This window comes from Paracidovorax anthurii (assembly GCF_003269065.1).
GTDB classification, from domain to species: domain Bacteria; phylum Pseudomonadota; class Gammaproteobacteria; order Burkholderiales; family Burkholderiaceae_C; genus Paracidovorax; species Paracidovorax anthurii.
Genome location: NZ_QLTA01000008.1, coordinates 55,449 through 67,897 on the forward strand (window position 1 = coordinate 55,449; position 12,449 = coordinate 67,897).

10 protein-coding genes and 1 tRNA gene are annotated in these 12,449 nt (G+C 67.6%); 6 read left to right on the forward strand and 5 right to left on the reverse strand.

The features are described 5' to 3' along the window. Nucleotides 1-97: 97 nt before the first annotated feature. Both AX018_RS05945 and AX018_RS05950 read left to right on the forward strand, forming a co-directional pair. Nucleotides 98-2,344 (forward strand): RelA/SpoT family protein, encoded by a 2,247-nt coding sequence (locus AX018_RS05945; protein ID WP_170146192.1) that lies wholly within the window; start codon nt 98-100, stop codon nt 2,342-2,344. Nucleotides 2,345-2,437: 93 nt separating this feature from the next. Then, nucleotides 2,438-2,514: transfer RNA gene (locus tag AX018_RS05950), tRNA-Val, on the forward strand. 325 nt (nt 2,515-2,839) lie between these two features. On the opposite strand, the gene AX018_RS05955 is transcribed toward AX018_RS05950, so the two are convergent. Further along, nucleotides 2,840-3,541, reverse strand: coding sequence for an aspartate/glutamate racemase family protein (locus AX018_RS05955; RefSeq protein WP_245951453.1), 702 nt, complete (start codon nt 3,539-3,541; stop codon nt 2,840-2,842). A 272-nt stretch (nt 3,542-3,813) separates the two neighbouring features. On the opposite strand from AX018_RS05955, the gene AX018_RS05960 reads away from it, so the two are divergent. Continuing rightward, nucleotides 3,814-4,689, forward strand: a complete 876-nt coding sequence (locus AX018_RS05960; protein ID WP_111876389.1) for a LysR family transcriptional regulator — start codon at nt 3,814-3,816, stop codon at nt 4,687-4,689. Between the two features lie 158 nt (nt 4,690-4,847). After that, complete coding sequence (gene metE / locus AX018_RS05965; protein ID WP_111876390.1) at nt 4,848-7,142, forward strand: 5-methyltetrahydropteroyltriglutamate--homocysteine S-methyltransferase; 2,295 nt, start codon at nt 4,848-4,850, stop codon at nt 7,140-7,142. Between the two features lie 62 nt (nt 7,143-7,204). Here metE and AX018_RS05970 read toward each other — a convergent pair whose 3' ends face one another. Continuing rightward, nucleotides 7,205-7,648 (reverse strand): surface-adhesin E family protein, encoded by a 444-nt coding sequence (locus AX018_RS05970; protein ID WP_245951454.1) that lies wholly within the window; start codon nt 7,646-7,648, stop codon nt 7,205-7,207. A 188-nt stretch (nt 7,649-7,836) separates the two neighbouring features. Here AX018_RS05970 and phaR point away from each other — a divergent pair, with 188 nt between their 5' ends. Further along, nucleotides 7,837-8,403 carry a polyhydroxyalkanoate synthesis repressor PhaR gene (phaR, locus tag AX018_RS05975; RefSeq protein WP_415842314.1) on the forward strand — a complete coding sequence of 189 codons (567 nt, stop codon included), beginning with the start codon at nt 7,837-7,839 and terminating at the stop codon, nt 8,401-8,403. A gap of 81 nt (nt 8,404-8,484) precedes the next feature. Here the strand turns inward: phaR and AX018_RS05980 are convergent, their stop codons facing one another. From AX018_RS05980 to AX018_RS24640, 3 genes are all read right to left on the reverse strand, one after another. Next, entirely contained in the window at nt 8,485-9,315 is an 831-nt protein-coding gene (locus AX018_RS05980; protein ID WP_111876458.1) for a c-type cytochrome, read from the reverse strand. A 179-nt stretch (nt 9,316-9,494) separates the two neighbouring features. Continuing rightward, nucleotides 9,495-10,181 carry a c-type cytochrome gene (locus tag AX018_RS05985; RefSeq protein ID WP_111876392.1) on the reverse strand — a complete coding sequence of 229 codons (687 nt, stop codon included), beginning with the start codon at nt 10,179-10,181 and terminating at the stop codon, nt 9,495-9,497. Continuing rightward, complete coding sequence (locus AX018_RS24640; protein WP_146749228.1) at nt 10,168-10,398, reverse strand: hypothetical protein; 231 nt, start codon at nt 10,396-10,398, stop codon at nt 10,168-10,170. The genes AX018_RS05985 and AX018_RS24640 overlap by 14 nt, the downstream gene beginning before the upstream one ends. A 538-nt stretch (nt 10,399-10,936) precedes the next feature. On the opposite strand from AX018_RS24640, the gene rimO reads away from it, so the two are divergent. Then, complete coding sequence (rimO, locus tag AX018_RS05990) at nt 10,937-12,349, forward strand: 30S ribosomal protein S12 methylthiotransferase RimO (protein ID WP_111876393.1); 1,413 nt, start codon at nt 10,937-10,939, stop codon at nt 12,347-12,349. Nucleotides 12,350-12,449 lie beyond the last annotated feature (100 nt).

Below are 12,449 nucleotides of genomic sequence, written 5' to 3' on the forward strand. Positions count from 1 at the left end.
CGCCATCGCCATCGCCATCGCCATCGCCATCGCCATCGCCATCGCCATCGCCATCGCCATCGCCATCGCCATCGCCATCGCCATTGGGGGCGGGCCTGTGAAGAGCATCGCGAGCATCGCCCCGGCGCCCGTGCATGTGCCCGCCGGCCAGGAGGCCGTGCCGCAGCTCATCGCCGCGACCTCGCTGGCCCTGCCCGAGCAGGCGGGAGCGCTCGCGCGCGCGCGGGCGTTCGCCGAGCCGCTGCTGTCGGGCGAGACCCTCGAAACCGGCGAGAACACCTTCGCCCATGCCGAAGCCGTCGCGGCCATTCTCAAGGCCATCGGCGGCTCCGAGGCCATGCAGGCCGCGAGCTATCTCGTGCATGCGAGCTCCCACCTCAACCGGCCGGAGGAAGTCATCGCCAAGGCCTTCGGCCAGAACTTCGCCACCCTGGCGGTGGAGACCACCAAGCTCATGCGCGTGCAGCAGCAGGCGCGCGAGGCGCAGCTCGCCGGGCATGTGGTGGACGATCCGGCCACGCACACCGAGAACGTGCGCAAGATGCTGCTCGCGTTCTCGCGCGACCTGCGCGTGGTGATGCTGCGCCTGGCCTCGCGGCTGCAGACGCTGCGCTTTTATGCGGCCACCAAGCGGCCCGTGTCGCCCACCATCGCGCGCGAGGCCCTGCAGGTCTTCGCGCCGCTGGCCAACCGCCTGGGCATCTGGCAGATGAAATGGGAGCTGGAGGACCTCTCCTTCCGCTTCCTGGAGCCCGACACCTACAAGCAGATCGCGCGCCTGCTCGACGAGAAGCGCGCCGAGCGCGAGGTGTACATGGAGCAGCTGCGCGGCCGGCTTGAATCCGAGCTGCGCGCGCGCAGCATCAGCGCCAGCGTGCAGGGCCGGCCCAAGCACATCTACAGCATCGTCAAGAAGATGCGCGGCAAGTCGCTCGACTTCGACCAGGTGTTCGACATCCGCGCGCTGCGCGTGGTGGTGCCCTCGGTGAAGGACTGCTACGCGGCCCTCTCGTGGGTGCATTCGCACTTCAAGCCCATCGATGCCGAGTTCGACGACTACATCGCCAAGCCGAAACCGAACGGCTACCAGTCGCTGCACACCGTGGTGCGCGACGAGGCCGGCAAGGCCATCGAGATCCAGATCCGCACCCAGGCCATGCACGACCATGCCGAGCACGGCGTGGCCGCGCACTGGGCCTACAAGGAAGCGGGCACCAAGGGCTACGGTGGTGTCTCGGCCAGCGGCGAATACGACGCCAAGATCGCCGTGCTGCGCCAGTTGCTGGCCTGGGAGCGCGACATGTCGGGCGCCGTGCAGCACAGGGGCCTGTTCGAGGACCGCATCTACGTGCTCACGCCCGATGCGGCCGTGGTGGAGCTGCCGCAGGGCGCCACGCCGGTGGATTTCGCCTATGCGGTGCACACCAGCGTTGGCCACCGTTGCCGGGGTGCGCGCGTCGATGGCGCCATGGTTCCGCTCAACACGCTGCTGCAGAACGGCCAGACCGTGGAGATCGCCACCGTCAAGGAAGGCCGGCCTTCCCGCGACTGGCTCAACCCCGAGCTGGGCTACCTGACGAGCCACCGCGCCCGGGCCAAGGTGCGCGCCTGGTTCAACGCGCAGGCCACGCACGAAACCATCGCGCGCGGCCGCGAAGCGGTGGAAAAACTGCTGCAGCGCGAGGGCAAGACGGCCATCAGGCTCGACGACCTGGCCGTGCAGCTCGGCTTCAAGTCGGCCGATGCCCTGTTCGAGGTGGTGGGCAAGGACGAGTTCTCGCTGCGCACCATCGAAACCCTGCTGCGCCCGCCCGAGCCCGTGCTGCAGCCCGACGACTACCTGCTGCTCAAGAAGGCGCGTGCGCCGGAGGCCTCCTCGCCCAAGGGCGGCGTGCTCGTGGTGGGCATCGATTCGCTCATGACCCAGCTGGCCAAGTGCTGCAGGCCCGCGCCGCCCGATGCCATCCGCGGCTTCGTGACGCGCGGCAAGGGCGTGAGCGTGCACCGCGCCGATTGCAGTAATTTCCGCGAGATGGCGGCCCGCAGCGTGGAGCGGGTGATCGACGTCGAATGGGGCACCACGGCACCCGCGGGGCACGGCCCCTCGGCGGCCGTGTATCCCGTGGACGTGGCCGTGGAAGCCGCCGACCGGCAGGGGCTGCTGCGCGACATCTCCGAGGTGTTCGCGCGCGAGAAGACCAACGTGATCGGCGTGCAGACCCAGTCCGTGAAGGGCACGGCATGGATGACCTTCACCGTGGAGGTCTCGGACTCCGGCCGCCTCAACAAGGTGCTCGGGATCGTCGCCTCGGTGCCGGGCGTGCGTTCCGCCCGCCGCCGCTAGGGAGCGCGGCGATGGCCGGATATTTGCCGGCGTGCTGCGTTTTGCCGGAACCCCGTTTTTTTGCTGCTACAATCCCGCTTCTCGAATACACACAGGCGCGTAGCTCAGCTGGTTAGAGCACCACCTTGACATGGTGGGGGTCGTTGGTTCGAGTCCAATCGCGCCTACCAACTAACCATTGGTACCCAAGCCTTCCAGATCAACGATCTGGAAGGCTTTTTCTTTTGCCGTCGCGTCACCTGGGGTTTGACCGCTGTGGCGACAGATCGTGGCGTCCCTGAAGTTCCCCCCCCTGCGGGGCCCCGCACCTTCCCCCGCCCCACAGCGCTTCGCGCGGGTGGCAGGGACAACACTGCGTGAATCACGGATACGGTGGCTGTTGATCCGCGCTGCATGGGGCTGCGACGGGCCTGGTGGGGCGGGTGCCAGGCCGGACAGAGACCGTCCCTCATGGCAGACGGTGCAGCCCGAAACGGAGGGGCGGGCGCGGTGGGGTCAGTCGGACATCACCGCGCGGACCAGGGTCTCGACATGGATCTCGACGGTGTCGAGGCAGGGCACCGGGCTGTTGCTGTCGCTCAGGATCAGTGGCAGTTCGGTGCATGCCAGTGCCACATGGTCGATGCCTTCGCGTTGCTGCAGATCCTGGATGAGGGCCACGAACTCCTGGCGGGTGTCTTCTCTGACGATGCCGTGTTCAAGCTCTGTTTCGATTTTTGCCTGGATACGCGCGATCTGATGGTCGGTGGGCACGATGACCCGCATGCCCCTGTCTTCGAAGGGCGTCTTGAAGAACAGGTGGGTCATGGTGAAGACGGTGCCCAGCAGCCCGACCTTCTGTGCACCGCGCTGCCGGGCGGCATCGCATGTGGCCTCGATGGCGCTCACGATGGGGATGGGCGACAGAGGCAGCACACGGTCCATGACGATGTTGGGCGTGTTGCCGGTCAGCGCCGCGATGTCCGCGCCGCCCGCCGCCAGGCTGCGCACGGCGCCGAGCACATAGTCGGCCAGCCGGTCGAATTCGCGATGGCGGCAGAGGCTGAATACCGTGAAGGCGCTGAGGCTTTCGATGGACAGGCGGGGCAGGTTCTCCTTGCCCGCCTGTTTCTGAACGCCGTGGATGATCTTGCGGTAATACGCCACGGTGGATTCCGGGCCGATGCCGCCAATGAGGCCGAGCTTCTTCATCTTCATGGTCGTGCTGTTCCTTGGGGTGGTGCGTGGAGGTGGGGGGCGCGAGAGGCAACGACGAGGCCTCCGTGCTGCCAGCAGGCGAGAGAGGGTGGCGAGAAACCATTGCGGGAGATCGCCCGCGATGGCGCGAATGTCTTCAGGCGGCGTGCCGGCCTGGATTCGCAGCAGAGATCGACAGCCCACGAACGATGGAGAAAGTTGACCAAGGCTGCGCACTTTACGGACATGAGTCCATCATGAGAACTGAATAATCATGATGAAAGAATCATGAAATGAGAAAGATAGACCTGGAATCCCTGGCGTTCTTCAAGTCCGTGGTGGACACGGGCAGCGTCACCCAGGCCGCAAAGCAACTGCACCGGGTGCAGTCCAACGTCACCACGCGCATCCGGAATCTGGAGGAGCGCCTGGGGGTGCAGTTGTTTTTGCGGCAAGGCAATCGGCTCAGCCTGTCGGCCGAGGGCGAATTGCTGCGTGGCTATGCCGAGCGGCTGTTGCGCCTGTCGTCGGAGGCCGAGTCCGCCATGCTGCTTCGCGCGCCGCAGGGAACGCTCCGGCTGGGCACGCTGGAGAGCACGGCGGCCGCGCGGCTGCCGCCGGTGCTGTCGCGGTTCCATGAGCGCTACCCGGACGTGTTCATCGAGCTGGTCACGGGGTCCACCACGCGGTTGCTGGGCATGCTGCAGCGGTACGAGATCGATGCCGCGTTCATCTCCGAGCCCTTCCAGGCCCCCGAGCTGGCAACGCAGGAGGCATTCGATGAGGAACTGGTGCTCATCGCGGCGCGCTCTGCCACCGATGTGCTGGGCCCGGAGCACCTGCGGCGATGCTCGGTCATTGCGTTCCCCACGGGTTGTTCGTACCGGCGCATCCTGGAAGAGTGGTTTGCAGGGACCGGCGCCGCCCCGCACCGCATCCTGGAGCTGGCGTCATACCACGCCATCGTGGCCTGCGTCGCGGCCGGCACGGGCATCGGCATCATGCCGCGCTCGATCCTGAAGGCCGTGCATGCCGAGCCGCAGTTGCAGGTGCTGCCCTTGCCAGCGCGCTACGCCGAGGTCACGACGCACCTGGCCTGGCACCCGCAGCACGTATCGGCCGCGACGGAGGCGTTGCGGCAACTGCTGGCCAGCGAGCGCGGCGAGTAAGTCGGGCCCCCTTGCCTTTCGACCTCCAGCACCACGGCCAGTTACATGCGCTCCAATATGATCAATGAGTGAAATTCATAATTCTGTGAGATAAGACCATTTTACTTCATTGAATCGCAAGCCTACGATCGGTCGCTTCTGTTTTCTGGGAGCGGCATATGACGACCATCCACAACCTCGGCTTTCCCCGCATCGGCGCCCAGCGTGAACTGAAGTTCGCGTTGGAGTCTTATTGGAAGGGCGAATCCTCGCGCGACGAACTCAAGGCCCTGGGCGGCCAGTTGCGCCAACGCCATTGGGAGAAGCAAGCCGGCCTGGACCTGGTGCCCGTGGGCGACTTCGCGTTCTACGACCAGGTGCTCGACATGAGCTTCACGCTGGGCAATTTGCCCGAGCGCGTGCGGGGCTTCCATGGCGACCCGCTCGACAACTATTTCCGCGTCGCGCGCGGCCGCTCGGCGCGCTCGGCCGAGGAGCACGCCGGCTGCTGCGGTGGCGTGGTCGCCGGCGAGATGACCAAGTGGTTCGACACCAACTACCACTACATCGTCCCGGAATTCCATGCCGGCACGGAGTTCAGGCTCGATGCCTCGCGCCTGCTGGAGCAACTGGCCGAAGCCAGGGCCCAGGGCGTGAAGGCCAAGCCCGTGATCGTCGGCCCGGTGACCTACCTGGCCATCGGCAAGGCCAAGGACGACTCCGACAAGCTCGAACTGCTGCCGCGCCTGCTGCCGGTGTATGCGGAGCTGCTCGACACCCTGGGCGCGCAGGGCGTGGAATGGGTGCAGATCGACGAGCCCATCCTCGTCACGGAACTCGACACACCATGGCAGCATGCCTTCAACACGGCCTATCACCACCTGAAGGGCAGCCGCGTGAAGCTGCTGCTGGCGTCCTATTTCGGCCAGTTGCAGGAGAACGCCTACCTTGTGGCCAACCTGCCGGTGGCGGGGCTGCACATCGATGCCGTCAACGACCGCGAGGGCGTGCTGCCGCTGCTCAACCTGCTGCCGGTGCACAAGGTGCTGTCGCTGGGCGTCATCAATGGCCGCAACATCTGGAAGACCGATCTGGCGGCAGTGCTCGACTGGGTGGAGCCGCTCGCGCAGCGCCTGGGCGATCGCCTGTGGATCGCTCCCTCGTGCTCGCTGCTGCACGTGCCGGTGGACCTGGACAGCGAGCGCAAACTCGACGCCGAGGTGAAGTCCTGGCTGGCATTCGCGCTGCAGAAGCTCGATGAATTGCAGGTGCTGGGCCGGGCCCTGCGCGAGGGCCGCGGTGCGGTGGCCGACGCGCTGGCCGCCAACCGGGCCGCGCTGGCCGCGCGCCGCGCCTCGCCCCGGGTGAACGATCCCGAAGTCCAGAGGGCCGTGGCCAGGATCAGCCCGCACCTGGGCCGGCGCGAAAGCCGCTATGCCGAGCGCGCGTCCACGCAGGCGGCCCTGCTGAAGCTGCCGGCCTATCCGACGACGACCATCGGCTCCTTTCCCCAGACCGCCGAGATCCGCCATGCGCGCAGCGAATTCAAGGCCGGGCGCCTGGACGATGCCGGCTACCAGGCCGCGATGCGGGCCGAGATCGAGCGCAGCGTGCGCGAGCAGGAAGAGCTGGGGCTCGACGTGCTGGTGCACGGCGAGGCCGAGCGCAACGACATGGTCGAGTATTTCGGCGAGCAGCTGGAAGGCTATGCCTTCAGTCAGTTCGGCTGGGTGCAGTCCTACGGCTCGCGTTGCGTGAAACCGCCGATCCTCTTCGGCGACATCAGCCGCCCGAAGGCGATGACGGTCGAATGGATCACCTACGCCCAGTCGCTGACCGCCAAGCCCATGAAGGGCATGCTGACCGGCCCCGTGACCCTCCTCAACTGGTCGTTCGTGCGCGACGACCAGGCGCGCTCGGCTTCGTGCAGGCAGCTCGCGCTGGCGATCCGCGACGAAGTACTCGACCTGGAAAAAGCCGGGGTGCAGGTGATCCAGATCGACGAGGCCGCGCTGCGCGAGGGCCTGCCGCTGCGCAAGTCGCAGTGGCAGGAATACCTGGACTGGGCCGTGGAGAGCTTCCGCATCACGGCCAACGGCGTGCGCGACGAAACCCAGATCCACACGCACATGTGCTATTCGGAGTTCAACGACATCATCGCGTCCATCGCCGCGATGGATGCCGATGTGATCACCATCGAGACCTCGCGCTCCGACATGGAGTTGCTCGATGCCTTCGATGATTTCAACTACCCCAACGAGATCGGTCCGGGGGTGTACGACATCCATTCGCCCAACATTCCGACGCAGGAGCACATCGTGCAACTGATGCAGAAAGCCGCCGAGCGCATTCCCGCCCGGCGCCTCTGGGTCAATCCCGACTGCGGCCTGAAGACCCGCCAGTGGGCGGAAGTGATCCCGGCGTTGACCAACATGGTCTCGGCGGCCAAGGCGCTGCGCGCCAGCGTTGCCTGAGCTTTCGCTCCGGTCTTTGCGAGGGGCCGTTGCCGGCGTGTCCCGCAGATCGGCTCCGCGCGTCAGCGTCCCTGGCAGGCCGCGCGGAGGATCTTGCCGGCGGGATGGCCGGGAACGCCGTTGAAGGCGACCGGGGCCTCGTTGTCCTTGAATTCGTCCCTCGCGGTCACGGGGCCTTGCCAGAAAGGTTCCTGGAAATACTGCAGGGAGAGGTACCAGCCCGCACGCGCCTCGCAGTCGAACACGGCCACGCCCTTGAAAGAGCGGTAGGGCGTCTTGCCGTAGCTGGTGCGCGTGCTGGCGCGCGATACCCGGACATCCACGGTGACCCGGCCCCGCCACGGCACCACCGTGGGGTTGATCTGCACGAGATCGCCGTCCGGCACTTCCGGAAAGCCGTGGATGGTGAGCCATTCCCCGTCCCGGACCATGGCCGCAGGCTGCGCCTGCGCATGGCTGGCAAGCAGCGCGGCGGCGACCATGGCTGTGCGGAAAAGGATGGGCACGGAACCTCCGGGGCGGCCGATGGGCAGGCCGCAAAGCATCTTAGGCGATGCGGGGGTTGCGCGGTCTTGCGGAACGTCACCTGGGCGATGGTGGAGCAAGGCTCAGGGTAATCCTTCGCGGTGCGGCCACGTGCCGCTCCCTAGAATCCGTCGTGCTGCCATGTCGTGCAGCCCGAGAGGCCGTCATCATGGCCCACGTGTCCAAGGAGCCCGCCGTGCAAGAACCCACATCCGAATCGCCTTCGCCCAACACGCACCAGCGGATCATCAAGAAGTACCCCAACCGCAGGCTCTACGACACCTCCACCTCCACCTACGTCACGCTCGCCGAGGTCAAGCAGCTCGTCATCGACGGCGAGCAGGTGGCCGTGCGCGACGCCAAGACGGGCGAGGACCTCACCCGCAGCATCCTGCTGCAGATCATCCTGGAAGAAGAAGCCGGCGGCGCGCCGATGTTCACCGAGGCCGTGCTGGCCAACATCATCCGCTTCTACGGGCATGCCATGCAGGGCTTCATGGGCGCCTACCTGGAGAAGAATGTGCAGATGTTCTCCGACTTCCAGGCGCGCATGGCCGAGCAGTCGCAGGGCTTCACGCCCGAGATGTGGACGCAGTTCATGAGCCCCCAGTCGCCGCTCTACCAGGGCATGATGGGCAAATACCGCGAGCAGTCGCAGGCGATGTTCACGCAGATGCAGGAGCAGATGCAGAAGCAGACCGAGCAGATGCTCGGCGCCTTCGGCATCAAGCGCTGACGGGTTCAGCGCAGGCACGGCGCACCGGCGGCCGGGCCCCGGGCACGGTCCGGCGCGCACCGGGAGCGCGGCCGGTGCCCGTCAGGGGCTGCCCAGCAGGTGGCCACCCACCCTGCGGCCATACATCGAATCGCCCGAGTCGTGGTACTTCTGGCGTGTGCCCTCCACCGAGCCGGTGAAGCGCGGATCCTGGGGGCGCTCGTGGCTGTTCATGAACATCGCCACGTCCCACGCTTCCTGCGTGCTGAGGGAGCCGCCCTTGCCCAGCGGCATGTTGGCCTGGATGAAGCCCGCGGCATTGGCCAGCTGGTGCATGCCCGCCCCCCAGTTGAAAGACTCGGCCCCCCACAGCGGCGGAAACACCTGGGCATCGCCCGAGCGCTGGCCCTGGCCGTCGGCGCCATGGCACAGAGCGCAGTTCTGTGCATAGACCTTCTCCCCGCGCGCATAGTCGGCCGGTTGCGCCGGCTGCTTGAGCTTGGGGTAGCCGCTGCCCGGAATGGGCAAGCCCACCGGCGCGCCCTGGGCGAGCCAGAAGGCATAGGTTTGCAATGCGGTCATGATCTCGCTGTCCTGCGGCGGGGCCTTGCCGTTCATGCTGTACATGAAGCAACCCTGCAGGCGGGAGGCCAGCGTGTCCACCTGGCCGGTCTTGCTGCGGAAGGCCGGGTAGTGGGCGAAGGCGGCCCACATCGGCGCGGAATCGGGTTTGCGCCCGGCATCGAGGTGACAGTTCGCGCAGCTGAGGCTGTTGCCCACGTACTGCGCGGCGTATTTGCCGGTCTCCCGGAAGATGTTCTCGCCCAGGCGGATCACCCTGCCGTATTCGCCGTCCGGCATCGCGCTTTCGGGGGGCGGTGCGAAGGCCGTGCGGGAGGGGGCCGGTGCGGGCGCAGTGGGGTGCTGGGCCATGGTGGCGGGCTGGGTGGGCGAGGCCGGCGCGGCCTCGGCCAGGGGGCGACGCAGCAGGTGGTCGAACAATCCGTTCGCCCCCACGGCCACGCCCAGTACCACCGTGACCATGGTGCCGGCGAACCATGCCAGGCCCTTGAAGCCTTGCGGGTCGCCGCCGTTGCGGGTATGCGGCGAGTTCATTGCGCGTGTCCTTGGGTGGAGAGGCCGGCCTGCGACGGCAGCATGGCGTAGTAGGCGGCCACGGCATCGATGTCCTGGTCGGAGAGCTTGAGGGCGATGTCCCGCATCAGCCCCAGCGGCCCGGGGGGGCGGCCGCCGGATTTCCAGGCATGCAGTTGCTGGCTGATGTAGGCCGCGGGCAGTCCCGCCAGCGGCGGGAAGTGGCTGCCGGTGCCATTGCCACCGGGGCCGTGGCATTGCATGCAGGCCGGCAACTGCGCCGACCAGCGCCCGCGGGTGGCCAGCATCGCACCGCTGTCCGCCGGGGTGGCCGTGGTGGAGTCTCTGGCCTGGAAGGGCGAGGCCAGTTGGCTGTAGTACCGGGCCAGCGACTGGCGTTCCTGCGGCGAGAGCTTCGTTGCGAAGGGTTGCATGACCGGGCTCTGCCGACTGCCGTCGGCGAAGGCGTCGAGCTGCGCCTGCAGATAGGCCTGGCCGCTGCCCGCCAGGCGGGGAAAGGCGCCTGCGCCCTGACCCTGGGCCCCGTGGCAGCCGATGCAGGCGGGCACGCCCTGTGGCGTGCCCTGGGTGGCGATGGCCTGGCCTTCCTGGACGATGCCGGGCTGCTGGGCCGGTGCGGGCAGGCCCAGGACCGCGGCGGCGAGCCCGGCAATGGCGGGCCACCAGCGGTCATGCGCGCGCATGGCACCCTCCTTCCTGCGGCATGCCGTGCTGCCGCAGGCGCGCGAGGGCCCGCACCGCGTCGGCGCCGAGCACGGTGCGCACCGTGGCTTGCGGCGCGCTGCGCAGCAAATGGCCGGCATTGCCACCAGGGCGGGTCAGGGCGCCCGTGGGCGCATGCAGGGGGAGACGCGGCCCGACAGGGGTTTCGGGGGGAACGCTTGCTCGTGCTGCCGTCATCGCGGACCTTCCATGGATTCATCTCCACGGGCTGCCATCGACGGGGGAGTGCGGTGCGAAGCCGCAGCGTGATCTCTTCGATGTCGAACCCGTACGAAGCCGATTCTCCCGCGGCCGATGATGGCCAGGCCGGTGCGGAGTGTCAAGGTCATGGGGCGGCCGCTCTCGGTGGTGCCGTCCGCACGGCCTTTTCCCGCCGGGAGATCGCGTGCAGCGGCGGCAAATCAGCCCAGCGCTTACAATCCTGGGCTGTTTGCGCCTGCGCGGCCATCGGCGCGTCCCGTAACGATCGGCCGGGCCTCTCGGCCACCAGTACCGTTCCTGGCGGCACCCCACCGTAGCCGCCGCCCGGAACACCCTGGGTGCCATGGCGGCGTGCGGACAGCTCTTCTCCGCGTGCCGCCGGCGCTCATCCAACGCCGATCCAGGGGCCGTGCGGGCCGCGAGGCGTTCGCCATTTCAGCATAGGCCCTGGCAGAGATCCGACAACCGCAGGCGGCCTCCGACGGGACCGCAACCCACTTGACAGAAAAGAACTATGTCCACGACCCATGAAGCCGCCTTGGCGGTCGAGCCAAAGCGCCGTGTACCAAGCATCGGCATGGTATCGCTCGGGTGCCCCAAGGCCCTCACGGATTCCGAGCTCATCCTCACGCAACTGAGCGCCGAGGGCTACCAGACCTCCAAGACCTTCGAGGGCGCCGATCTCGTCATCGTCAACACCTGCGGCTTCATCGACGATGCCGTGAAGGAAAGCCTGGACACCATCGGCGAGGCGCTGGCCGAGAACGGCAAGGTCATCGTCACGGGCTGCCTGGGCGCGCGCGCGGGCGAGGGGGGCAGCAACCTCGTGCGGCAGATGCACCCCAGCGTGCTCGCGGTGACGGGCCCGCATGCCACCCAGGAGGTGATGGATGCGGTGCACCAGAACCTGCCCAAGCCGCACGACCCGTTCATCGACCTCGTGCCCGGCGGCTTCGGCGTGGCGGGCCTCAAGCTCACGCCCAAGCACTACGCCTACCTCAAGATCAGCGAGGGCTGCAACCACCGCTGCACCTTCTGCATCATCCCCTCAATGCGCGGCGACCTCGTCTCGCGCCCCGTGGGCGACGTGCTCAAGGAGGCCAAGGCGCTGTTCGAGGGCGGCGTGAAGGAGCTGCTGGTCATCAGCCAGGACACCTCCGCCTATGGGGTCGATGTGAAATACCGCACCGGCTTCTGGGACGGCAAGCCCGTCAAGACGCGCATGCTGGAGCTGGTGCAGACGCTGGGCGAGATCGCCGAGCCCTACGGCGCCTGGGTGCGCCTGCACTATGTGTACCCCTATCCGAGCGTGGACGAGGCCATTCCGTTCATGGCGACGGGCAAGATCCTGCCGTACCTCGACGTGCCCTTCCAGCACAGCCACCCCGACGTGCTGCGGCGCATGAAGCGCCCCGCCAGCGGCGAGCGCAACCTGGAGCGCATCCAGCGCTGGCGCGAGGCCTGCCCCGAGCTGGTGATCCGCAGCACCTTCATCGCGGGCTTTCCCGGCGAGACGGAAGAGGAGTTCCAGCACCTGCTCGACTTCGTGCGCGAGGCCCAGATCGACCGTGCCGGCTGCTTCGCCTACAGCGACGTGAACGGCGCGGCGGCCAACGAGCTGCCCGGCATGCTGCCCATGGAGGTGCGCGAGGAGCGCCGCGCGCGCTTCATGGCCGTGGCCGAAGAGGTCTCCGTCGCGAAGCTGCAGCGCCGCGTGGGCGCCACCATGCAGGTGCTGGTGGACCACGCGCCCGCCCTGGGCCGCAAGGGCGGCACCGGCCGCAGCTATGCCGATGCCCCCGAGATCGACGGCGTGGTGCACCTGCTGCCGCCCGAGAAGATCAGCAAGCAGCTCAAGGTGGGCGAATTCACCCGGGCGCACATCGTCGGGGTGCAGGGCCACGATCTGGTCGCGCGGCCGATCTGACCTGACCGCCGCCGCGTGCCGCGCCGGCCGTGGCTTGGCAAGGCCGTGGCGCCTATGCGCGCCATAGCCGCATCCGGCAGACACGGGGCGCCGGGTTTTC